This window comes from Bradyrhizobium sp. SOJA106 (assembly GCF_059448745.1).
Map to the genome: position 1 here is coordinate 5,223,616 of NZ_CM182549.1, position 23,103 is coordinate 5,246,718.

At 64.8% G+C, this 23,103-nt stretch carries 21 protein-coding genes and 1 tRNA gene; 10 read left to right on the top strand and 12 right to left on the bottom strand.

Annotated features, from left to right (window positions below):
* The first annotated feature begins 165 nt into the window (after window positions 1-165).
* On the top strand, window positions 166-933 hold the full coding sequence (fdhD, locus tag AC5V87_RS24440; RefSeq protein ID WP_456843315.1) for a formate dehydrogenase accessory sulfurtransferase FdhD: 768 nt from the start codon (window positions 166-168) through the stop codon (window positions 931-933).
* A gap of 264 nt (window positions 934-1,197) precedes the next feature.
* On the opposite strand, the gene AC5V87_RS24445 is transcribed toward fdhD, so the two are convergent.
* Together AC5V87_RS24445 and AC5V87_RS24450 are read right to left on the bottom strand one after the other, a co-directional pair.
* Window positions 1,198-1,282, bottom strand: a tRNA-Leu gene (locus AC5V87_RS24445).
* Between the two features lie 175 nt (window positions 1,283-1,457).
* Complete coding sequence (locus AC5V87_RS24450; RefSeq protein WP_018647371.1) at window positions 1,458-1,700, bottom strand: FliM/FliN family flagellar motor switch protein; 243 nt, start codon at window positions 1,698-1,700, stop codon at window positions 1,458-1,460.
* Window positions 1,701-1,782: 82 nt separating this feature from the next.
* Here AC5V87_RS24450 and lipB point away from each other — a divergent pair, with 82 nt between their 5' ends.
* Together lipB and AC5V87_RS24460 are read left to right on the top strand one after the other, a co-directional pair.
* On the top strand, window positions 1,783-2,532 hold the full coding sequence (gene lipB / locus AC5V87_RS24455; protein ID WP_456837987.1) for a lipoyl(octanoyl) transferase LipB: 750 nt from the start codon (window positions 1,783-1,785) through the stop codon (window positions 2,530-2,532).
* A gap of 199 nt (window positions 2,533-2,731) precedes the next feature.
* A complete protein-coding gene (locus tag AC5V87_RS24460; RefSeq protein ID WP_495367993.1) occupies window positions 2,732-3,445 on the top strand; it encodes a DNA helicase in 714 nt (237 codons plus the stop codon).
* A 16-nt stretch (window positions 3,446-3,461) separates the two neighbouring features.
* Here AC5V87_RS24460 and AC5V87_RS24465 read toward each other — a convergent pair whose 3' ends face one another.
* The gene (locus AC5V87_RS24465; RefSeq protein WP_495367994.1) at window positions 3,462-3,884 is read right to left on the bottom strand and encodes a tautomerase family protein; all 423 of its coding nucleotides are present in this window, start codon (window positions 3,882-3,884) and stop codon (window positions 3,462-3,464) included.
* 113 nt (window positions 3,885-3,997) lie between these two features.
* Between AC5V87_RS24465 and AC5V87_RS24470 the strand changes: the two genes are divergently transcribed.
* Entirely contained in the window at window positions 3,998-4,852 is an 855-nt protein-coding gene (locus AC5V87_RS24470) for a LysR family transcriptional regulator (RefSeq protein WP_495367995.1), read from the top strand.
* A 4-nt stretch (window positions 4,853-4,856) separates the two neighbouring features.
* Here the strand turns inward: AC5V87_RS24470 and AC5V87_RS24475 are convergent, their stop codons facing one another.
* From AC5V87_RS24475 to AC5V87_RS24485, 3 genes are read right to left on the bottom strand one after another with little or no spacing between them, the layout of a single operon-like run.
* Entirely contained in the window at window positions 4,857-6,293 is a 1,437-nt protein-coding gene (locus AC5V87_RS24475) for a TIGR01777 family oxidoreductase (protein ID WP_456837984.1), read from the bottom strand.
* Window positions 6,290-6,955 carry a DUF4166 domain-containing protein gene (locus AC5V87_RS24480; protein WP_456837983.1) on the bottom strand — a complete coding sequence of 222 codons (666 nt, stop codon included), beginning with the start codon at window positions 6,953-6,955 and terminating at the stop codon, window positions 6,290-6,292. The genes AC5V87_RS24475 and AC5V87_RS24480 overlap by 4 nt, the downstream gene beginning before the upstream one ends.
* Window positions 6,956-6,971: 16 nt before the next feature.
* Window positions 6,972-7,529, bottom strand: a complete 558-nt coding sequence (locus AC5V87_RS24485; protein ID WP_456837982.1) for a GbsR/MarR family transcriptional regulator — start codon at window positions 7,527-7,529, stop codon at window positions 6,972-6,974.
* A 155-nt stretch (window positions 7,530-7,684) separates the two neighbouring features.
* Here AC5V87_RS24485 and AC5V87_RS24490 point away from each other — a divergent pair, with 155 nt between their 5' ends.
* Window positions 7,685-9,205: a PAS domain-containing hybrid sensor histidine kinase/response regulator family protein gene (locus AC5V87_RS24490; protein WP_456837981.1), complete on the top strand. Its 1,521-nt coding sequence runs from the start codon at window positions 7,685-7,687 to the stop codon at window positions 9,203-9,205.
* A gap of 167 nt (window positions 9,206-9,372) precedes the next feature.
* Here the strand turns inward: AC5V87_RS24490 and AC5V87_RS24495 are convergent, their stop codons facing one another.
* The 4 genes from AC5V87_RS24495 to AC5V87_RS24510 all read right to left on the bottom strand — a co-directional run bounded on the left by AC5V87_RS24495 (window position 9,373) and on the right by AC5V87_RS24510 (window position 13,878).
* A complete protein-coding gene (locus tag AC5V87_RS24495) occupies window positions 9,373-9,672 on the bottom strand; it encodes an acylphosphatase (RefSeq protein ID WP_456837980.1) in 300 nt (99 codons plus the stop codon).
* Window positions 9,669-10,535 (bottom strand): isocitrate lyase/PEP mutase family protein, encoded by an 867-nt coding sequence (locus AC5V87_RS24500; RefSeq protein WP_495367996.1) that lies wholly within the window; start codon window positions 10,533-10,535, stop codon window positions 9,669-9,671. Before AC5V87_RS24500 ends, AC5V87_RS24495 begins: the two co-directional genes overlap by 4 nt.
* A gap of 76 nt (window positions 10,536-10,611) precedes the next feature.
* Window positions 10,612-12,627, bottom strand: coding sequence for an acetyl-CoA carboxylase biotin carboxylase subunit (locus AC5V87_RS24505; protein WP_456837978.1), 2,016 nt, complete (start codon window positions 12,625-12,627; stop codon window positions 10,612-10,614).
* 174 nt (window positions 12,628-12,801) lie between these two features.
* A complete protein-coding gene (locus tag AC5V87_RS24510; RefSeq protein WP_456837977.1) occupies window positions 12,802-13,878 on the bottom strand; it encodes a zinc-binding metallopeptidase family protein in 1,077 nt (358 codons plus the stop codon).
* A gap of 279 nt (window positions 13,879-14,157) precedes the next feature.
* On the opposite strand from AC5V87_RS24510, the gene AC5V87_RS24515 reads away from it, so the two are divergent.
* The 3 genes from AC5V87_RS24515 to AC5V87_RS24525 all read left to right on the top strand — a co-directional run bounded on the left by AC5V87_RS24515 (window position 14,158) and on the right by AC5V87_RS24525 (window position 18,683).
* On the top strand, window positions 14,158-16,635 hold the full coding sequence (locus tag AC5V87_RS24515) for a hybrid sensor histidine kinase/response regulator (protein ID WP_456837976.1): 2,478 nt from the start codon (window positions 14,158-14,160) through the stop codon (window positions 16,633-16,635).
* A gap of 231 nt (window positions 16,636-16,866) precedes the next feature.
* A complete protein-coding gene (locus AC5V87_RS24520; protein WP_495367997.1) occupies window positions 16,867-17,307 on the top strand; it encodes an EamA family transporter in 441 nt (146 codons plus the stop codon).
* A 125-nt stretch (window positions 17,308-17,432) separates the two neighbouring features.
* A complete protein-coding gene (locus AC5V87_RS24525) occupies window positions 17,433-18,683 on the top strand; it encodes an arsenic transporter (RefSeq protein ID WP_495367998.1) in 1,251 nt (416 codons plus the stop codon).
* A gap of 88 nt (window positions 18,684-18,771) precedes the next feature.
* On the opposite strand, the gene AC5V87_RS24530 is transcribed toward AC5V87_RS24525, so the two are convergent.
* Together AC5V87_RS24530 and AC5V87_RS24535 are read right to left on the bottom strand one after the other, a co-directional pair.
* Window positions 18,772-20,136 carry an MFS transporter gene (locus tag AC5V87_RS24530; protein ID WP_456837973.1) on the bottom strand — a complete coding sequence of 455 codons (1,365 nt, stop codon included), beginning with the start codon at window positions 20,134-20,136 and terminating at the stop codon, window positions 18,772-18,774.
* 24 nt (window positions 20,137-20,160) lie between these two features.
* Entirely contained in the window at window positions 20,161-20,928 is a 768-nt protein-coding gene (locus tag AC5V87_RS24535; protein ID WP_495367999.1) for a GntR family transcriptional regulator, read from the bottom strand.
* A 178-nt stretch (window positions 20,929-21,106) separates the two neighbouring features.
* On the opposite strand from AC5V87_RS24535, the gene AC5V87_RS24540 reads away from it, so the two are divergent.
* Entirely contained in the window at window positions 21,107-22,306 is a 1,200-nt protein-coding gene (locus AC5V87_RS24540) for a mandelate racemase/muconate lactonizing enzyme family protein (protein ID WP_495368000.1), read from the top strand.
* Between the two features lie 12 nt (window positions 22,307-22,318).
* A complete protein-coding gene (locus AC5V87_RS24545; protein WP_495368001.1) occupies window positions 22,319-23,086 on the top strand; it encodes an SDR family oxidoreductase in 768 nt (255 codons plus the stop codon).
* Window positions 23,087-23,103 lie beyond the last annotated feature (17 nt).

Below are 23,103 nucleotides of genomic sequence, written 5' to 3' on the forward strand. Positions count from 1 at the left end.
TGCAAGCCTGAACGCGAAGAACCCGAGATGCCATCGCAAGTTCCTAGGCGTTTGGGAACCTTGCTCACGCTCGCGCGTCGATGAACAGACGTAAGGCAAGCATGCATGCACGGCTCCCAGTTCAGCGCACGCGATCGCGTCTCGACACCCGCGGCCTCGGTGAAAATGCCCCGGCTTACGTCGAGCGGCACGCACGACGCACGCATCATGGCCGAGGAATCTCCGGTGGCGCTCGTCTATGACGGCACGACGACTGCCGTGCTGATGGCGAGCCCCGGCGACCTGACCGATCTCGCACTCGGATTCAGCCTGACCGAGGGGATCATCACAGACATCGGCGAGATCGAGGAACTCACGGTCGTTCCCGGCGCCGACGGCATCGAGCTGCGGCTATGGCTGCGGCCAGACGCCGGACGCCGGCTGAAGCAGCGACGGCGGCACCTGGTCGGACCGACCGGTTGTGGCCTGTGCGGCATCGACAGCCTGCACGAAGCGCGCCGCATCGCGCCGCCGGTCGAGCGGGCGACGGGCCTCACGCGCGAGCAGATCAGTTCGGCCATCGCGGCGCTCTCCGAGTCGCAAATCCTCAATCACATGACACGCGCCACCCACGCCGCCGGATTTTTCGAGCCGGGCAGCAGAACCATGATCGTGCGCGAGGACGTCGGCCGCCACAATGCACTCGACAAGCTCGCCGGCGCCCTCGCGCTCGAAGGCACATCCGGGCGCACAGGCGCCGTCATCCTCACCAGCCGCATCTCGGTGGAGATGGTGCAGAAGACCGCAGCGATCGGTGCCGGCGTTGTCGTCGCGATATCGGCGCCGACCGCGCTTGCCGTGCGAACGGCGGAGGCCAGCGGCATCACGCTCGTCGGTGTCGCGCGGGGAGACACATTCGAGATCTTCAGCCATCCGGCCCGACTTCGCGGTTGAACCGGCACGCGCGCCCCGCGGCGTTCGTACCTGGCGAGGCAATCGACTCAATAGGTGGCCGCACTGTGCGGCCCTGATCGCGTTTTAGGGAGCCTCTCTCCGGGGCCTGCCCGTGATTCCACGCCCGACCCAAGCCCCCGGCGACGCCCAATCCGACCGACGCAAACTGTGAACCTCCCCGGGGATATCCTTGTGGATAGCCTGTGGAGAGGTCACGCCAAGCGCGCCCCCGCGAGCCAAAAACATCAGTAATTTCAAGGGAAGTGGTGCGCTCGGAGGGACTCGAACCCCCACGATTTTACTCACTGCCACCTCAAGGCAGCGCGTCTACCAGTTCCGCCACGAGCGCTTGGGAATGCCGGCTTGAGGCTTGAAGGCCCGCCGCATCAACGGCGCCGATCTAACAAATCCATCAGTGGGGTACAAGTCTGCCGAAGCCCTGAATTCCACAAGCTTGGGACAAAAATGTTCCGTGCCTGCCCGACCGGGCCGGCTGCCCCCGGGGGGCCGCTGTGCCACGGGTCCTACCGGGTCCCAGGCGAGCGCGGCAGCATCTGTTTGACCTCGACCGCGATCCGATTGCGGTCGACCAGCACGACGCCGGAGGCCACCGGCAGATTGTTGGCGAGAACCTTGACCTCGTCGGCCTCGGTTGCGTCCAGTTCGATGATGGCGCCGCGGGAAAGACGTAATACTTGATGGATCGGCATGGTGGTCGTCCCGAGGACGACCATGAGATCCACGGTGACTTTATCGAGAGTGGGCACTGTCAGGACCGCCGCAACTTGGGACTGGGGCCAAAGAGCTTGGCATTTGCTCCCGCGATGATCACCACGTTATGGTTAGCCAATGGTTAATTCTCCTCAAAACCCCCGCCCAAACCAACGTCAAGAGCTCGATTTAACGTCGTTTTCCGTCTCAGGCGGTGAGCCCGCCGAATGGCGCATCTCGGACGCACCGGTGCCCTATCCAGACGCCGTCGCCGAAATGGAGGCGCGCGTCGCCGCCATCGCGGCCGGCGAGGCGCCGGAGCTGGTCTGGTTGCTGGAACACCCCCCGCTCTACACCTCGGGCACCTCGGGCAAGGAAAGCGACCTGCTCGATCCCCGCTTCCCGACCTTCGCCACCGGGCGCGGCGGGCAGCTGACCTATCACGGGCCCGGCCAGCGGGTTGCGTACATCATGCTCGACCTCAAGCGGCGCCGGCCGGACGTGCGGGCCTATGTGGCGAGCCTGGAGGAGCTGATCCTGAGGACACTCGCCGCCTTCAACGTCCGCGGCGAACGGCGCGAGGACCGGGTCGGCGTCTGGGTGAAGCGGCCCGACAAGGGGCCTGAGCACGAAGACAAGATCGCCGCGATCGGCGTTCGGCTGAAGCGCTGGGTCTCGTTCCACGGCATCTCCATCAATGTCGAGCCGGAGCTGTCGCATTTCGCCGGCATCGTTCCTTGCGGCGTCGCCGATCCCCGCTATGGCGTCACCTCGCTGGTCGATCTCGGCCAGCTCGCAACCATGGCCGATGTCGACATCGCGCTTCGGCAGGCGTTTGAGGAGCTGTTCGGGCCAACCAAAGCGTTGGTGCCGGAAGCAGCTGTCTAACGTTTTTCTCCCTGAGCCCGACCGCGCGTGTTCTCCGCACGCCACGGAATCAACTATGCTCGATTCCGGTGCCGCCCACGCCTCCACCCTCCGCCGGGAAAGCAGACATCATGCCGGGCTATTCAACATCGGACCGACTGTTCGAGCGCCAGGCATAAGGAGGGATTGCGCTTTCTGCTCGCAATGGGAGGTTTTGACGATGAGACTTTCTGCGCCGATCTATCATCTGAAGCGTAAAGCAAAGCGCCTGTCGCGCGAGCAAGGCATTCCGCTGCACGCTGCGCTCGACCGCATTGCTGCGACGGAAGGGTTTTCCGCCTGGAGCATGCTCGCGTCGAAGGCGGCGGCGATGACTCCGGCCAACAAGCTGTTCCCGCAAATTCAGCCTGGCGACCTCCTGCTGGTCGGCGCGCGTCCCGGCCAGGGCAAGACGCTGATGAGCCTCGAACTTGCCGTCGAAGCCATGAAGTCAGGCCGTCGCGCCGCGTTCTTCTCGCTCGAATATACCGAGAGGGATGTGCTGGATCGCCTGCGCACGATCGGCGTGGAGCCGGCGCAGTTCGCGGACATGCTCGAGGTCGACTGCTCCGACGTCATCAGCGCCGACTACGTGGTGAAGCAGATGGCGACGGCTCCTCGCGGCGCAATCGTCGTGATCGATTATCTGCAACTGCTTGACCAGCGGCGGGAAAACCCCGACCTGACCGTTCAGGTGCGCGCGCTGAAATCCTTCGCGCGCGACAAGGGACTGATCGTCGTCTTCATCTCGCAGATCGACCGGTCCTACGATCCCTCCATCAAGCCCTGTCCTGATCTCAGCGACGTCAGGCTGCCGAACCCGCTGGATCTGACGCTGTTCGACAAGACGTGCTTCATCAACAACGCCGAAGTTCAGTTCCGCGCGGCGAGCTGATCCAACCGACGCGGCCTCACGCCGCTTTCAGCGAAACCTCGAGCTTGCCGGCGATGTAACGCCGCTCCTGGGTCAGGCCGCCAAAACCGTAGGCATCGCCCTTGACCTCGTCGACATGCAGATAGGTCTCAGGATGCAGCGGGCCCAGAATTTCGGCCATGCGCTCGAACATCGCGGCGAGATAGGCCGCCTTCTCGTCCTTGGTGTTGGTGCCTTCGGTGACATGGATGTCGATCCAGTAGCTGGCGAGCTTCTGCTCGGCGAGCGACTTGCCGCCGGCGAACCAATCGCCCGCATCGACCGATTTCACGATGATGGCGGTGACCGCGGGATCCTTGTGCAGGATCTTTGCGGTGAGCTCCGAGACTGCGCTCGCAATGTCGGCCTTCAGCGACGGCGACTGGCAGGACGACGTGTAGGATACGGTGATCAGGGGCATGGTCGTTCTCCTCGAGATGTCGCGCAGGTCTTGCGCGGCGTTGGTGAGAAGCTAGACCTACTCCTGTCATTTTGGTACCTTATCTCTGTTGATACCAATGATAAATTATCAAAATGACAGCCACACTCGACATCGCCACCGTCCAGGCCTTCCTGCTGGTCGCCGACCTCCAGAGTTTTACGCGCGCCGCCGAGGCGCTCGGCACGACCCAGGCGGCGGTCAGCCTCAAGCTGCAACGGCTGGAGACCTTGCTAGGGAAACGCCTCGTCGAGCGCTCGCCGCGTGCGGTCCGGCTCACCGCCGACGGCGCCAGCTTCCTCGATCGCGCCCGGGCGCTGATGGCCGCGCATGACCTCGCGCTCTCGGGCGAGGCGCCGGCTACACAGTCGCTCTCGCTCGGCATTTCCGACCACGCGGCAGGCCCGGAACTGGTGCCTCTGCTCGAACGCCTGCATGCGATGTCGCCGAACCTCACCCTCGCCGTCACCATCGGCTTCTCGCGCGAGATGCAGGATGCCTATGATGCAGGCGAGCTGGATGCGGTGATCGTCCGCCAGGAAGGCAGCCGCCGTGGCGGCGAAGAGCTGGCCGAGGACGAATTCGGCTGGTTCGCGTCACGGCGCTTCGCCTTGCCGAAGGGCGAGCCACTGCCGCTCGCGACACTCGCCCCGCCCTGCGGCGTCCGCGCCATCGCGGTGCGCGCGCTCGACAAGGCCAGTGTCGCCTGGCGCGAGCGTTTTGTCGGCGGCGGTGTCACCGCGGTTGTCGCCGCTGCGCTGGCGGGCCTCGCGATCGCGCCGCTGGCGCGGCGGATCGCGCCTCCCGGGCTGATCGATATCGGGCCCGCGCACAAACTGCCGAAGCTCGGCAGCTCGAAAGTGATGCTGCATTCGAAGGTCAGCGATCCCGTAAAACTGGCAGCGTTGCGCGCAGTGGCGGCAACGTTTCGAAGTGCAGCCGCCACCTGAAACCTCAAAGGATTGCCTCGAACGCGCTGCGCAGCGTTTCGTGCCGAAAGACAAAGCCGCGGCTCAGCGCCTTGTTCGGCAGCACACGCTGACCGCCCAGCAAAAGCTCGTCGGCAAAGCCGCCGCCGATCCTGCGCAACAGCCCGCCCGGGATACGGAACACCGCGGGCCGATGCAGACGACGGCCGAGCTCTTCCGTGAATTTTGCATTGGTGACCGGGATCGGCGCGGTGGCGTTGACGGGCCCGGTGAGATCCGGCGTTGCCATCACATAGGCGATCAACCGGATGAGGTCGTCTCGCTCGATCCAGGACATCCACTGCCGCCCGGTGCCAAGCGGACCGCCAAGGCCGAACTCGAACGGCGTCAGCATCCGTGTAATGAAGCCGCCTTCGGTGCCGAGCACGAGGCCGATGCGCAAGTACACCACGCGGACGCCAAGCTCCTCGGCCGGCCCGGCCGCCTTCTCCCAGGCCGCGCACAGCTCGTGGCTGAAGCAGGCGTGAGATTTGGCCGATTCCGTCAGCACCTGGTCGGCCCAGAGGCCGTACCAGCCGATCGCGGAGCCGCTGACCAGCACCTCGGGCTTGCGCTCGAGCCGCGCGATCAGTTTGACGACTTCGCCGGTCATGTCGATGCGCGAGCCGATGATCTTCGCGCGCTTCGCCTCAGTCCACAGGCCGTTGCCGATCGGCTCTCCCGCGAGATTGACGATGGCGTCAATTGGCGTATCCGCGGCAAGCTGATCGAGGCTGGTGATCAGCGTGACCGGCGGCGGCAACATCTCGGCCTTGGCGGGGTTACGGATCAGCGCGATGACGTGATGCCCCGCCCCGCTGAGGCTCGCCACAAGGCGGCTGCCGATGAAGCCGGTGGCGCCAGTGATCAGCACGGTCTTGCGGCCGGGCAACTTTTCGACCAGGCCCTCGGCAGGAACGCTTCGCATGCGGCCGAGCCGCCGCATGGCCGCAAAATCCCTGATGCCGCAGAGCGACGCGCCAACCGCGCAGCCGGTCGCGGCGATGCTGAGCAGGCCCTGATAGACCATCCTTACGCCGAACGGCTGCATCGCCCAATCGATCAGCACCGGCAGCAGCAGAACCAGGATGGCGCCGTAATTGATCGCGAGCAGCGTGTGATTGATGCGCTCGCTCGGCGGCAGCTTTCGGCTCAGATCCTCCTCGACGAAATCCATCAGCGTGATGATGATCTCGGCCACCAGCACCGCGACGATCAGCAGCGCCAGCACGCCATAGACCTCGAGCCAGCCGAGCAGCAGGAACAGCAGCGCATAGAGCATGTTGCGGATCCCGTGCAGCTTGAGCTCAAAACGCTGCGACGGACGCCAGGCCAGGCGCTCGGTGAATTCGTGGTGATAGAAGGTGTCGAACACGCCCATCACGATCTGGATGGCGATGAGCGTCCACAAGAGCGGCGTCATGATACGGCCTCCCTGAACAATACGGACTGGTGGATCAGCGCGCCGTAACGCGGATGAATGACATCGAGGGTGAAGCGGAACGCGCCCTCGCCAAGATCGCTGTGCGTCACGGTGAGATCGCCCGGCGTGAGCCATTGCGGCAGCGGGATCCAGAGACGTCCAAGCTGGAGCCCATAACCGGCGCTGCGGAACGTCAGCGCCTGTCCCTCGACCGCGATACGGAGCGCCATCGACACGCCGAAGCCGACATACTCCTCGAGCCCGGTCGGACCGGCGAAGCGTTTTGCCGAATGGATCACCTGCGGAAAACCGCGCTTGCGCGAGCAGATGCGGGTCCAGGTCTGACCTCCCGTCGCGCCGTCCTCGGTAACAGTCACGATCATGGGCACGCCGGTGTCGCGCCCCGTGGGCAGCGGCCCGCCGATCAGCCGCGCGACTTGTGCGAGCCACCATCCGATGTCGCTGAAGGCGACCTCGTCGACGACACCGACATAGACCACGCTGTCGCCGTCGGCGACGCGTTTGGAGAAGCGCCGCCAGGTCGCGAGCGGCAGGCGGCCCCAATCCTCGTCCGACAGCAGGCTGCGGAAGCGGCGATCATCGAGCAGTTTGGTGTGAGCGGAGGTTGGTACGTTGGAGCCTGATAATCTCGCCGACGTCATCGCAACCTCCTCACCTCTATTTGGCCTTGCCCGGCGGCAGCAGGTTGGCGATCTTCTCGCCAAGCCGCATCAAGGCAACCAGCCGCGGCCGCGGCACCTTCAGCATCTGCATGAACCAGTGGTCGGCGAGCTCGGTGAAGGCGAGCATCTCCTTCAGCCGCTTGCTCGCGACCGGACTGATGGTCGGATCATCCGTCGCAGCGGACACGCAGGCCCTGAGCGCGACGATGGCCGGATCGATCTCCCGCTCCTTGCGCCGCGCCGCGATGCGGACAGCGACCTCCCAGATGTCGGTCTCGGCCTCGTAATGGTCGCGGCGGTCGCCGAGGATCGGCACCCGCCGGATCAGGTTCCAGGCGAGCAGCTCCTTGAGCGAGTTGGAGACATTGGACCGCGCCATGCCGAGCGTGTCGGCGATGTCCTCGGCCGTCATCGGCGCCTCGGCCAGATAGAGCAGCCCGTGGATCTGGCTGACCGAGCGATTGACGCCCCACCCGTCCCCCATGTCACCCCAATGCAGGATGAAGCGCTCGGCGGCGGCAGGGAGTTTCTTCTTTCCGGTTATTTCTGTCATAACAGAAACATCTGATAAATAACATTGATTGTCAAGCGCGATGAGCGGCCGGGCCGTCCCTGCATACCGCCCGCGAGATTTGCCTAAAAATGTCCCAGGCACGGGAACAATTTGCCGAGCTGTGGCGTTTGCCCCCGTTCAGGCAGGGTTCCGGAATGGTCGAAAAGTTCAGTCGGCAGAGAGACTTGTTCGAGAGCGAGCGCAGTTTCCGGCTGCTGGTTGAAGGAGTCGCGGACTACGCCTTGTACATGCTGGACCCCAACGGGATCATCACCAGCTGGAATATCGGCGGCGAGCGCATCAAGGGCTATTCGCCCGAGGAAATCCTCGGCCAGCATTTTTCCCGCTTCTACACGGAGACCGACCGCGCCGATGGCAAGCCCGCGCGTGCGCTCGGCATCGCCAGGGAAAAGGGCCGCTACGAGGAGGAAGGCTGGCGCGTCCGCAAGGACGGTACGTTCCTCTGGGCCAGCGTCGTGATCGATCCGATCTACGAGGACGGCGAGCTGGTCGGCTTCGCCAAGATCACACGCGACATCACCGAGCGCCGCAACGCGCAGCTCAAGCTCGAGGCAATGCAGAAGCAGCTCGCCGAGTCCCAGAAGTTCGATGCGCTCGGCCAGCTCACCGGCGGCGTCGCTCATGACTTCAACAACCTCTTGATGATCATCAGCGGCAGCCTCCACGTGTTGAAGCGGGGCGCCGATAATGAAGCCAAGCTCGAACGCGCAATTTCGGCGATCGAGACGGCGACCAAGCGCGGCGCAGCGTTGACCAACCAGCTTCTCACCTTCGCACGGCGGCAGAGCGTCAATCCGCAGGCGATCGATTTCGCCGACCGCATCGGCGCGATCCGCGAGGTGCTCGATGCCGGCGTCGGCAGCTCCGTGCGCGTGACCTACGACGTCAGCCGCGACGTCTGGCCGATTAAGGCCGATGTCTCGGAACTCGAGACTGCGCTGCTCAATCTCGTCATCAACGCCCGCGACGCGATGCCCGACGGCGGCACGGTGACGATCCGTGCGCGCAATGTCGTGCTGGATGAAGCGTCCCTCGCCGGCGAATTCGTCGCGATCGATATCGCCGACACCGGGCTCGGCATTCCCTCGGACGTTCTCGACAAGATCTTCGAGCCGTTCTTCACGACCAAGCCGATCGGCAAGGGCACCGGCCTCGGCCTGTCCCAGGTGCACGGCTTTGCCCATCAGGCCGGCGGCACCGTGAAGGTCGCGAGCGAGCTCGGCAAGGGTACGACTTTCACCATCCTCCTGCCGCGCGCCGAAGGGGCGCCAGCGCGCGAGGCGACGGGAAGTGGATCGTTCCGCGGCAGCGGCACCGTGTTGCTGGTCGAGGACAATCCGGACGTCGCCCTCGTCAGCATCGGCCTTTTGGAGCAGCTCGGTTACCAGGTACGGCGCGTCTCCGATGCCGAAGCGGCCTTGCGCGAGATCGAGACGAACGGCGTCGACTTCGTGTTCTCCGATATCGTCATGCCCGGCAAGATGGACGGGCTCGGCCTCGCCCATCTTCTGCGCCAGATCCGCCCCGGCCTGCCGGTCCTGCTCGCCACCGGCTACAGCGACGTCGCCTCCGGTATACGCGGCGATTTCCCGATTCTGCGCAAGCCGTACGAGATCCACGAGCTGAGCGAAGCGATTTCGAAGCTGCCGAGGTGATTGTTCACCTTCCCACCTCGGCGCCGTCATGGCCCGGGCTTGGTGTTTGGCCCGGCCACCCCCGCCTGGCCCGGTTGCACGAAGAACGATGATGCCCGGCCTTCGCCTCGCCGAACCGGCTTCGGCTGCGCAGGCGGGACACGCATGACGACCTCTTGTGAGATCGCCTACACCGTCGGCAACACCGAGAACTTCTCCCCTGCCCCGCGCAGATTGAGCTCGTCCGCACTGGCAGTCTCACTCGTCACGCTGTCCACGCGCGCGGACGGCGGTCCGTGCCGGCACAGCGCGACCATGTCGGCGACGTGCTTCGGCGTTCCCGCGAACAGCGCTTCGACGCTGCCGTCGCGACGGTTGCGGACCCAGCCTTCGAGGCCGCTGGCGGCGGCCTGATACTCGACCCAGGCGCGATAGCCGACGCCCTGCACGCGCCCACGGATCATGACCTGGAGGATCGCCCGGCTCATTTCTTCAGTCCGAGAAGATCGGCGCTGCGCGCTTTTACCTCGGCGTCGCGCATGACGCGATTGGTCAGTTCTGCTGACGGCAATCCCCTCAGCGCTTTCGGTGCCGCGCCCTCGCGCAGCGCCTTCTGCGTCTCGTACACCGCCTGCATCGCCGCCGCGATCGGCGCATGTCCCTGAAGCGCGATGCGCACGCGCCGGCCGGCGAGATAATCGAGCGCGCTCAAGTCCTCGGGCGCGCCGCCGAGCACGATCGGCAGGCGCGTCGCAGCCGCAATCGCGTCCAGCTCCGCGCGCGATTTGATGCCGGTGAAGAACAGCGCATCGACGCCGGCGGCCTCATAGGCCTGCGCCCGGCGGATCGCATCGTCGAGCGAGGTGATCGAGGCAGCTCCGGTGCGGCCCATGATGACCAGCGAGGCATCGCTGCGGCCATCGAGCGCGGCCTTCATCTTGCCGACGCCCTCCTGCAGCGAAATCAGCTGCGTCTTCGGCTCGCCAAAGGCGGCGGGCAGCAGCGTATCCTCGATGGTGAGGCCGGCGGCGCCCGCCGTCTCCAGCTCCTGCACCGTGCGGCGGACGTTGAGCGCATTGCCATAGCCATGGTCGGCATCGACCAGCACAGGCAGCGCGGCGGCGCGCGACATCCGCCGCATCTGCTCGGCAAGTTCGGTGAGCGTAATCAGCGTGACATCAGGGTCGCCAAGCACCGCGAGCGATGCGACCGAACCGCCGAACATGCCGAGCGGAAAGCCGAGATCCTCGGCGATGCGGATCGAGATCGCGTCATAGACCGAGCCGGGATGGACGCAAGCCGAGCCCGACAGGATCGAACGCAGTTTCTCGCGGCGGGAACGAAAGGCCATGGTGTCCTCTCAACTATTGCGACGCGGCCGCAATGACGGTGCTTGTGGGGACGGGCGAGAGCCCCACTCACGCTCCTTACGCAAACTCCAAAATCAGCGCGTCCACCGCGAGCGTCGCGCCGGCGCTGGCGTGGATCTTCTTCACGGTGCCGTCCTGCTCGGCGCGGAGCACGTTCTGCATCTTCATGGCTTCGACCACCGCGAGCGTCTCGCCGGCCTTGACCTCCTGCCCCTCGCTCACCGCGATCGAGACAACGAGGCCGGGCATCGGACAGAGCAGCTTCTTGCCGCTGTCGGAGGCTGCCGTCACCGGCATCAGCCGCGCGGAGGCCGCCTCGGCTTCGGTCCAGACATAGACCGGCACCTCGACGCCCTGATGCGCGAGGCGGATGCCGTTGGCAATCGGCCGCGCCTGTACCGCGACGAGGTGGCCGTCGATGGTGCCCTGCCAGACCGGATCGCCCGGCTTCCATGGCGACTGCAACAAATGCGCGTTGCCGGCCTTGCCTTCGGCATCGATGAAGCGGATCGCGATGGCATCGCCTTCGCGGCCGACCTCGAGCAAGATCTCTTGGCGGTCGAGCCAGACCGCGCGCCGGCGCTCGCGCTGCACGATCCTGCCGCCCAATTGGCCCGAGATCTGCCGCTTGCGCTCCCCGAGCACATGATCAATGGCGGCGCCGACCGCAGCGATTCGCCGCGCGACCTCGCCTTCGGGCGCGCGCACCGCAAAACCCTTCGGGAATTCCTCGGCGATGAAGCCGGTCGACAGCCTTCCCTCGCGCCAGCGTGGATGATGCATCAGCGCCGACAGGAACGGGATGTTGTGCCTGATGCCGTCGACATAGAACGAATCCAGCGCGGTCGCCTGGGCCTCGATCGCGGCCGCGCGCGATGGAGCATGGGTGACGAGCTTGGCGATCATCGGATCGTAATGGATCGAGATCTCGCCGCCCTCCTGCACGCCGGTGTCGTTGCGCACGGTGATGCCGTCCTGGCTGGTTTCCGGCGGCGGACGATACTTCACGAGGCGCCCGATCGAAGGCAGGAAGTTGCGGAACGGATCTTCCGCATAGAGGCGCGATTCCACGGCCCAACCCGTGAGCGTGACGTCCTTCTGCGCAATGGCGAGCTTCTCGCCGGCGGCCACGCGGATCATCTGCTCGACGAGATCGACGCCGGTGACGAGCTCGGTGACGGGATGCTCGACCTGGAGGCGCGTGTTCATCTCCAGGAAATAGAAGCTCTTGTCCTGCCCCGCGACGAATTCGACCGTGCCGGCCGAATCGTAATTCACCGCCTTGGCCAGCGCGACGGCCTGCTCGCCCATCTTGCGGCGCGTAGCCTCGTCGAGCAGCGGCGACGGCGCCTCCTCGATGACCTTCTGGTTGCGGCGCTGGATCGAGCATTCGCGCTCGCCGAGATAGATCACGTTGCCGTGCTTGTCGCCCAGCACCTGGATCTCGATGTGGCGGGGATCGACGATGAACTTTTCGACGAAGACGCGGTCGTCGCCGAACGAGGCCTTGGCCTCGGCCTTAGCCAGATTGAAGCCCTCAGCGGCCTCGGCCTTGGAATGGGCGATGCGCATGCCCTTGCCGCCGCCGCCGGCGGAGGCCTTGATCATGACGGGATAGCCGATCTCGTCGGCGATGCGCACCGCGTGCTTGTCGTCCTCGATGACGCCGAGATAGCCGGGCACGGTCGAAACCTTGGCCTTGGCGGCCGCCTTCTTGGACTCAATCTTGTCGCCCATGGCCGCGATCGCGCCCGGGTTGGGACCGATGAAGACGACGCCGGCGCCTTCCAGCGCGCGCGGAAACGCCTCGCGCTCGGACAGGAAGCCGTAGCCGGGATGGACAGCCTCGGCGCCGGTCTTCCGGCAGACCTCGACGATCTTCTCGATCACCAGATAGCTCTCGGCCGCCGCGGGCGGGCCGATCAGAACGGCCTCGTCGGCCATCTCGACATGGAGGGCGTCGCGGTCGGCCTCGGAATAGACCGCGACCGTCTGAATTCCCATGCGGCGAGCGGTCTTGATGACCCGGCAGGCGATTTCGCCGCGATTAGCGATCAGAATGCGATTGAACATGCTTTTCTTGAGTCTCGACCTTGGGCGGGACCCCTTCCTGACCGTTGCAGCCTATGGGAACGGGCCGTGTGGCTCCCGTGGTACATTAAAATGAGCCGGAGGCAACGGTCTAAATCCGGCCCCTCTGGCGTACCAGCGCAAGACCGAAACGGCCGGACGCGCCCCCGGGGTCGCCTACGGCTTGCCGTCCACGCCCCGGACGAGGCTCTGAATGAAGCCCAGTTTGGCGACCACGGCCGGCGACAGGATGAAGGGATAGAGGTCGCGCAGGCCCATGGCGTGGTTGACGCTGTTCATGGCGAAGGTGAAGGGCAGCCATGCGTCGACGAGCGCCTGGACGTCCCTGGCCTCGTACGGGTCGAAGCGGATGCGCGCCGACAGCTCCCCGTCGCGGTCGACCTTGGGGCGCACCTCCAAGCCGAACTCGGCGGCCATCTCCAGGGTGTCGACGATGTGGAGATAATGCGCCCAGGTCTCCGCGAAATCTTCCCACGGATGTGTGGTGGCATAGGCCGAGACGTAGTTCTGCTGCCAGTTCGCCGGCGCGCCCTCGGCGTAATGGCGCTGCAGGGCCTCTCCGTAATCGGCGGAATCATCGCCGAACACCGCGCGGCATTCCCTGAGCTTGCCGCCGTCGCGCACCAGCACGTCCCAGAAATAGTGCCCGACCTCGTGGCGGAAGTGCCCAAGCAGGGTGCGGTAAGGCTCGCCCATCTCCAGCCGCCGCCGCTCGCGCTCGATATCGTCGGCCTCGGTGAGCGCGATCGTGATCAGGCCGTTGTCATGGCCGGTCATGATCTTTTGTCCGCTGCTGGGATCGTCGGCGAGGAAGTTGAAGATCAACCCGTGCTCGGGATTGTCCTGTCGGGTCTGGAGCGGCAGCTTCCAGCGGATCAGCGAATAGAACAGGCGGTGTTTTGCGATTTCCAGCTCGCGCCAGCGAGCGAGCTGCGCGAGATCGGAGAGGTCAGGCACAATGCCGTTGTGGCGGCAGGCGCGGCAATAGCCGGTGGCATCGCCTGCATCCGTCAGCCAGTTGCAGGCGTCGTACTCGGCGTTGCGGCACAGCATACGCCCCCTCCCCTTGTCGGCGAGCGTGGCCCAGGCCTTGGCTTCAGCCTCCCCGTCCGGCTCGATCGCCGACATCGTCTCCTTCTCGGGCAGGAAGGCGACCCGATGGCCGCAGCGTTCGCAGGCGCGGTTCTCGAAATAGAGGACGTTGCCGCAGGCCTGACAGACAAAGAGCTTCAAGATTTAGCCTCTCGGGAAAGGGAGTTTTGCGAATGAGAGTTGGGGCGCCTCGCGAAGACGCGCCCGCAGGGCCTATCGTTCCACTGTCGGGAACAAATTGCCAGACGCCAGGTTTCGTTCATAGCCGGCAGCATCCACCTGGGGCCACCAGATGGTCAAAGACGCATCTGCTGGGTCTTGGAGCTTTGCAGCTGCCACGCAATTTGATGGCGCTTTCCGACATATTCCTCCGTAGGCAATGGTCATCACGCTTCGTCTGTGTGAATATCGGCCCGGCACGTGCGCTCTCGCATCACAACGGCCGACGCCTTGAACGACAATACTTCCGAGACCCTTGCTGCCGAAAGGCTGCGCCAGCACCTCGAAGACATCGCGAGGGAGCGTGATGAAGCATATCGTGCGCTCCAGGAGAGAGAGGCCGAACTGGCGCGCATCCAGCGCATCGGCAAGGTCGGCGGCCTCGAGGTCGACTTCCGGGAGGGTTTTCGGAACCGCCGCTCGCCCGAATATCTGATGATCCATGGGCTGCCTCCCGAGGCGGCCGACGAGACACACGAGGATTGGATCAATCGCATCCATCCCGACGACCGCGATGCGACCGTCAAGCATTTCTTCGATGCACTGGCCGGGACCAGTGAGGACTACACAGCCGAGTACCGCATCATTCGCCCCAGCGACGGCGAGACCCGCTGGATCCGCGTCGTCGCCAAGATCGAGCGCGACGGCGACGGTCGCGCCATCCGCCTCGTTGGCGCCCATATCGACATCACCGACCAGGCGCTGGCCCGCGAGACGCTGCGCGAGAGCGAGGAGCGCTTCCGGCTGATCGCCGACAGCGCGCCAGTGCCGATCTGGGTCACGAAGCTCGACCGCAAGCGTTCCTTTGCCAACCAGGCCTATGTCGATTTCGTCGGCCTGCCCTATGACCAGGCGATCGATTTCGACTGGCGCAAGGTGCTGCATCCGGACGACCTGCCGCATGTGCTCCAGCAATCCGTCCAGGGTGAGGCGTCGCTCAAACCATTCGTGCTGGAGGCGCGCTACAAGAACGCCAGCGGCGAATGGCGCTGGCTGCGCTCGGAATCGCAGCCGCGCTGGGACCCGACCGGCAAGCATATCGGCTTCATCGGAGTCGCCCACGACGTCACCGTCGCCAAGCAGGCCGAGATCGAGCTGCGCCGGCTCAACGAGACGCTGGAAGAGCGTATCGTCGAGCGCACCGCCGAGCTCGAGTCCAACGAGGCGCGGCTGCGCGCGATCCTGGAGACCAGCAACCAGTATCAGGGCCTGGTCAATCTCGAGGGAGCGCTCCTCTACGCCAACAACACCGCGCTTGACGGCATCAAGGCGAGCCCCGCGGACGTGATCGGCAAGCTGCTGTGGGAAACGCCCTGGTTCACCGGAACCCACGGCATGAGCGCCGTCGTCCGCGAAGCCTTCGACACTGTGCTCCGCGGCGACGCTGTACGGCTGGAGATGCGGCTGCGCCTGCCGATCGGCGAGCGCGATTTCGAGTTCAGCATGCGTCCCGTGCTCGACCGCCACGGCAACATCACTGGCGCGGTGCCCGAGGCCGTCGACATCACCGAACGGCGCCGCGGCGAGGAAGCGCTGCGGCAGTCGCAGAAGATGGAGGCGATCGGGCAGCTCACCGGCGGCGTCGCGCACGATTTCAACAATCTGCTCACCATCATCCGCTCGGCGACCGACTTCCTGCGCCGGCGCGAGCTGCCGGAGGAGCGCCGCCGTCGCTATGTCGATGCCATCTCCGACACCGTCGAGCGCGCTTCCAAGCTGACCGCACAGCTCCTGGCCTTCGCACGAAGGCAGCCGCTCAAGCCGCAGATCTTCAACGTCGGCGGCCAGGTGGAGGGCGTGGCGCAACTGATCCGGCCGCTGGTCGGCGGCCGGATCGATATCTCCGTCGACGTGCGTGACACCGATTGCTTCACAGTGGCGGACATCGCGCAGTTCGAGACCGCGCTGATCAACCTCGCCATCAACGCCCGCGACGCCATGGAGGGCGAAGGCCGTCTCACCATCGCGGTGCGCAAGGTCTCCGGGATTCCCAGCCTGCGCGCGCAATCGGCGCGCGGCGGCGACTATGTCGCGATCTCGGTCGCGGATACTGGCGGCGGCATTGCACCCGAAAACATCGACGCCATCTTCGAGCCGTTCTTCACCACCAAGGAGGTCGGCAAGGGCACCGGGCTCGGCCTCAGCCAGGCCTTCGGTTTCGCCAAGCAGTCCGAGGGCGACATCGCGGTGACGAGCACGCAGGGCAAGGGCGCGACCTTCACCATCTACCTGCCGCAGGCGCAGTCGCCCACCGCCGAGAAGGAAGCCGCAGCGCTGACCAGCGAGGCCGCAACCACGGGGCGCGGCTACCGCGTGCTCGTGGTCGAGGACAATGACGATGTCGGCCAGTTCTCGACCGAGCTCTTGGAAGACCTCGGCTACGTGGTACGCCGCGTCGCCAACGCCAATGCCGCACTGTCAATCCTCGGCGAGAACGAATTCGCCGTCGACCTCGTGTTTTCCGACGTCATCATGCCCGGCATGAACGGCGTCGATCTCGCCGGCGTGATCCGGGAGCGCTATCCGGGCCTGCCGGTGGTGCTCACCAGCGGCTACAGCAACGTGCTCGCCGAAAACGCCCATCGCGGATTTGAATTGATCCAGAAGCCGTATTCGGTGGAGTCGCTGTCGCGCATCCTGCGCAAGGCGATCACGGAGAAGCTGTCGGTGGCGAGGTGATTGTGAACCAAGTAAAACGCTGTCGTCCCGGACAAGCGCGCTTCAAGCGCGCGCCGATCCGGAGGACCCATAACCACAGGATTGGGTTTGGCGAAGAACGACGACGCATGTGCCTCAAGACAGATTCCGCGGTATGGGTTCCGGATCTTCGCTTCGCTTGTCCGGGACGACAGCGGTGTTGGCCCGCAGCGTCTGCCCCGTCACCTCGCAAAAACTTGATCCGGCACCCCGATGAAATCCGCCCTCCTCTCCGCCTGGCAGACCTGGGCGCTCCTCTCCGCCTGCTTTGCCGCGCTGACCGCAATCTTCGCCAAGGTCGGCGTCGAGAACATCAATCCGGACCTCGCCACCTTCATCCGCACCGTCGTGGTGCTGCTCGCCTTCTCGGTGCTGCTGTTCTTCACCGGCCAATTCGCCATGCCCTCGGCGGTTTCGTCGAGGACATGGCTGTTCCTGATCCTGTCGGGGCTCGCGACCGGTGCCTCCTGGCTGTGCTATTTCAGGGCGCTCAAGCTCGGCCCCGCCACGCTGGTCGCGCCGATCGACAAGCTCAGCGTCGTGCTGGTCGCCCTGTTTGCATTCGCCTTTCTTGGCGAACGGCCAACCGCGCAGGGCTGGGTCGGGATCACCATGATCGGTGCCGGCGCCGTGCTGCTGGCCGTGAAGTTTTGAGGCTGGTCCCTGTCGCGCCGATCTCATTCCCGTTGGAAAAGGCCCGTGCGGGCACAGGAGGAAGACAGCAGCTCCGGCTTCCGCTATCGCTGCCGAATGAACCCATTCCGCCCCAAGGACTGAAAGTGCCGTCTGACGCCATCTGGGCCTGGAGCATCATCGTCACCGCGACCGCGTGCGTCATTATCCGCCCGTTTCGTCTTCCAGAGGCGATTTGGGCCGTGATCGGCGCCGCGGCGCTGGTGCTGCTCGGCTTCCTGCCTTGGCAAGACGCGCTTGTCGGCATCGAGAAGGGCATCGACGTCTATCTCTTCCTGATCGGCATGATGCTGATCGCCGAGCTCGCCCGGCTCGAAGGCCTTTTCGATTATCTTGCCGCGCTCGCGGTTGAGTATGCAGACGGCTCGCCGCAGCGGCTGTTCTTACTGATCTATCTTGTCGGCACGATGGTCACGGTGCTCTTGTCGAACGACGCGACCGCGATCGTGCTGACGCCGGCGGTCTATGCCGCAACGCGTGCGGCCGGCGCCCAGCCGCTGCCCTATCTTTTTGTCTGCGCCTTCATTGCAAACGCCGCAAGCTTCGTGCTGCCGATCTCGAACCCCGCCAATCTGGTGGTGTTCGGCGCGCACATGCCGCATCTGACCGAATGGCTGCGTCAGTTCGCTCTGCCCTCGCTTGCCTCGATCGTGCTGACCTATGTCGTACTGCGCCTCACCCAACATCGCGCGCTGAAGGAGGAGACCATCGAGCGCCGCGTGCCGCACAAGGTGCTCAGCCGCGGCGGCAAGCTGACCGCGATCGGCATTGCCGCGATCGGCGTCGTGCTGGTCACGGCCTCCGCGCTCGACAAGCAGCTCGGCCTGCCGACCTTCATCTGCGGCGCCGTGACGACCGGCCTCGTCCTGCTGCTCAGCCGTCAGTCGCCCGTGCCGGTGCTCAAGCACGTGTCCTGGAGCGTGCTGCCGCTGGTCGGCGGGTTGTTCGTGATGGTGGAAGCGCTGATCAAGACCGGCGTGATCGGGCAGCTCAGCGCGCTGTTGCATCAGGCCGTCGCCCAATCCGTGCCGAAAGCCGCCTGGAGCGTCGGCATCGCCACCGCGATCGCCGACAACGTCGCCAACAATCTTCCCGTTGGCCTCGTCGCGGGCTCGATCGTGGCCGCCGATCACCTGCCGACGTCGGTCGTCAGCGCCATCCTGGTCGGCGTCGACCTGGGGCCGAATTTCTCCATCACCGGATCGCTCGCCACCATCCTGTGGCTGGTGGCGCTGCGCCGCGAAAAGATCGAGGTCGGCGCCTGGCCCTTCCTCAAATTGGGACTTCTCGTAACGCCGCCGGCCCTGATCGCGGCCCTTGCGGCCGCAATCAGGTAGCGTTCAGACTCTATTGTTTAAGCATGATCTTATCGGAAAACCGCTGCGCACTTTGCGCTAACGCGGTCCTCCGGGTCCGGATCATGTTCTAGTCGTTCTCGTAGCCGTAGACTTCCGGCAGGATGAAGATTGCGGCGAGCAATCCGATCAGCGGGAAGATTGCGACGAACAGCGTGGCATTGGCCTGCCCGATCGCTGCGAACAGCGAGGGGAACAGGAAGATCGCCAGGAACGACGGCAATTTCACGAACATGTAGGCGAAGCCGCTGGCGGTGCCGCGATATTTCGGCTTGGCGACCATGGTCGGGATCGTCATGCAGTTCGACGCATCCCAGTAGTGGCCCCACAGCATGGCGGCGGCCGCGAACGGCAGCAGCATCTTGTTGTCGGTGTAGAGCGCGAAGGCGGCGACCAAAAGCGAGGCCAGCACGATGCCGAAACCGGCGATCGCAATGCCGCGATGACCGATCTTCGGCGTCAGGAGCGGGCCGACCCAGCCGGACAGAGCGGCGAAGCAGAACAGCGCCATCGTGACGAGGTTGTTGCCGAGCACGCTCGACACGCCGACCATCACGAACAGCACCGGCAGGTAGAACGCGAAGGTCGAGAACTCGCTGCCTTGCGCGAAGCAGGCGATCCAGCCGTAGATGGTTGCGCGCCAGCGGATCGGGTCCTTCTTGAGGTCGGCGAGGAAGGCGCGAGTCGAGACCTTCGGCACCTCCACGTCTTGATCCGGCAGCATGTCGAGACTGTCGTTGAACATCTCGCGCGCGACCTGCTTGGCCTCGCGGTAGCGTCCCTTTTGTACCAGCCAGACTGCCGTCTCCGGCACGTCATGGCGCATGATCAGGATGATCAGCGCCGGCACCGCGCCGAGGCCGAGCGTCACGCGCCACAGCATCTCGTGCTGCATGTCGATCAGCAGGAAGATCACGATGACCCCGATGGTCAGCACCTCGCCGACGGCGAACATGAACTGCCAGCGATTGCCCATGACCTCGCGCTCACCCTTGGCCATGGATTCCATGATGTAGGTGTAGCCGGTCGAGATGTCCGAACCGAGCGGGATGCCGAGCAGGAAGCGGATCACGACGAGCCACGTTACGTTCGGCACGAAGGCCTGCGCCAGCGCCAGCACGATGAACAGCACCATCGTGACCAGGAACATGACGCGTCGGCCGATCTTGTCGGACATCCAGCCGCCGAGCAGCGCGCCGATCAGCGCGCCGCCCTGCGTGCCCGCCGCGGCAAGGCCGAGCATCAGCGGATCGGGATTGTACTGCTCGCGGATAAAGATCAGCACGAAGGCGATCGAATAGAGGTCCCAGGCCTCGACCAGGATCGAGGCCATCATCAGCCAGCCAACCTTGTTGCCCTTGGGACTGTAGTTCGTGATGAGGTAGCGGACCGCGGCTTCGCTCGCGCTCGGTTGTGGCATCGCCATCGTTGACATTCTTCTTCCTTTCTTCTGAACTCTTTACGTGCCGAGCAGCGGCTCGATGCTGCAATCGAGCAGGCGCGGATCGATCCCCGCCTCCATGCCAGTGAACATGGAGCCCATGTAGTCGATCAGTGCATCGCTCGCCTTGACGGCATCCTCGGCGCGGCGGTTCGCGACTGCGTTGAGAATGCCGAGGTGATGATCGATCGTTCCTGACAGATCGGCCTGCCCCGGCATGAAGCGGTGGTGGATGTAACCGATGCGGCGATAGAGCGTGTGCAGCGGCCGCAGCGTGTGCACCAGGAACGGCTCGCCGGCCGCCTCGAGCACCAGCGCGTCGATACGCCGGTCGAGGCTGTTGAACTCGTCGAGCGTCAAGGTGGCGCGACGTTCGCGCAGCAGCCGCTCGATGTGGAGCGCCTGGTTGCGGTGGGAAAGGCTGGCGCGATCCGCCGCGAGGCGAATGACGAAACGCTCCATGTCGCGGCGCAAGGCCAGCAGCATCCGCTCACGCGCAAGATCGATCGGCGCGATGTGCAAGCCGTGGCGCGGCCGGATGATGATGAGCGTATCGGCGGACAGACGATTGACGGCGTGATGCACCGGCGTGCGGCCGAAACCGGTGATCTGCTGTAACTCCAGCATCGTCATGAATTGTCCCGGCTTGAGCTCGCAATGAACAAGGAGCTCTTCGATCTTCTGATAGGCCAGCTCGAAGAAATTGAGCCGGTTGCGCCGCGAGGGCTTGCCCTCGCCGTCGTCGTCGTTTCTCACCACCTCGAGCGCGCGCTTGCGGCGTGCCATGTCGTCCTCTCCCGTTAGATCCGCGCGCTCGTTGCTCGGTGGCGCCATATTTGTGGCACCCTTAAAACATGTTGTGATATATTACAAGCAGGCGTAAGACGTCCGCGCGACCTGCAACATGTTGCAGCGCAAAATGAAAAGTTGGCGCCGGCGCAAGTTCGATGGGAGGACAATGGCCGTGAAGATCACAGCGATCGAGACGCTGCGCACCGGGGAATTCTCCAACGTCATCTGGGTACGCATCCACACGGATGCCGGCGTGATCGGTCTCGGCGAGACCTTCTATGGCGCGGGCGCAGTCGAAGCGCAGATCCACGACACGTTCGCGGGCCGCCTGCTCGGGCGCAATCCGCTGCACATCGAGGCGATCCATCGCGACATGCTGAACCTGCCGATGGCGCAGTCCTCGACCGGCGTCGAATATCGTGCAGCGTCGGCGATCGACATCGCGCTGTGGGATCTGTTCGGCAAGGTCTGCAATCAGCCGGTGCATCAGATGCTCGGCGGCCTCTGCCGCGACAAGCAGCGCATCTACAACACCTGCGCCGGCACGCAATATGTCCGCTCCACCAATATCAGCCCGGTCTCGAACTGGAATCTCGGTGCGTCCAAGGGTCCCTATGAAGACCTCGACGGCTTCATGAACCGCGCCGATGCGCTCGCCGAAAGCCTCTTGGAAAGCGGCATCTCCGCGATGAAGATCTGGCCGTTCGATCCGGCGGCGCAGGAGAACAAGGGTCTCTTTATCACCGCCGCGCAGATGAAGCAGGCGATCGAGCCGTTCGAGAAGATCCGCAAGGCCGTCGGCGACAAGATGGAGATCATGGTCGAGCTCCACTCGCTGTGGAATCTGCCGACTGCCAAGCAGATCGCCCGCGCGATCGAGCCCTACAAGCCGACCTGGTACGAAGATCCGATCCGCATGAACTCGCCGCAGGCGCTGGCCGAATATGCCCGCTCGACCGACGTCTGGGTCTGCGCCAGCGAGACGCTGGGCTCGCGCTTCCCCTACAAGGACATGCTCGACCGCGACGCCATGCATGTCGTGATGGCCGACCTGTGCTGGACCGGCGGCCTCACCGAAGGCCGCAAGATTGCGGCGATGGCCGAGACCTACCACCGGCCTTTTGCTCCTCATGACTGTATCGGCCCGATCGGCTTCATCGCCGCCATCCACATGTCGTTCAGCCAGCCCAACACCTTGATCCAGGAATCGGTGCGCGCCTTCTACAAGGGCTGGTACAATGAGCTCGTCACGACGATGCCCGTGATCAAGGACGGCTACGTCTTCCCGATGGAAGGCCCCGGCCTTGGCGTTGACCTTCTACCCGCCGTTTTCGAGCGCACCGATCTCACCGTGCGCCGCTCCAACGTCTGAGGAATTCTTGAGATGAGCACCGCCCTCTTCGATCTTTCCGGCCGCACCGCGCTCGTGACCGGCTCCTCCCGCGGGCTCGGCCGCGCCATCGCCGAAGGCATGGCCAAGGCCGGCGCGAAGATCATCATCAACGGCGTCGATGCCAAGCGCGTCGAGCAGGCTGTTGCCGAGTTTCGTGCCGCCGGGCACCAGGCCGAAGGTGCTGCGTTCAACGTCACCGACGAGCCCGCGATCGTCGCCGCCTTCGAGCGCTTCGACCGCGAAGGGCTCGCGGTCGACATCCTCGTCAACAATGCGGGCATCCAGCATCGCAAGCCGCTGGTGGAGTTCACCACCGACGAATGGCGCAAGGTGATCGAAACCGATCTCACCAGCGCTTTCGTGATCGGCCGCGAGGCGGCCAAGCGCATGATCCCGCGCAAGCGCGGCAAGGTCATCAATATCGGCTCGCTCGGCAGCGAGCTCGCGCGCCCGACGATTGCCCCCTACACCGCTGCCAAGGGCGGCATCAAGAATTTGACGCGCTCGATGGCGGTGGAATGGGCCCAGCACGGCATCCAGGCCAACGCGATCGGCCCCGGCTACATGCTCACCGACATGAACGAGGCGCTGGTCAACAACGCCGACTTCAACAACTGGCTGATGGGGCGCATCCCGTCAAAACGCTGGGGCAAGCCGGACGAGCTGGTGGGCGCCGCGATCTTCCTCGCCTCGGACGCCTCCACCTATGTCAACGGCCAGATCATCTATGTCGATGGCGGCATGATCGCCGCGATGTAATCGCGAAAAAGGAACCA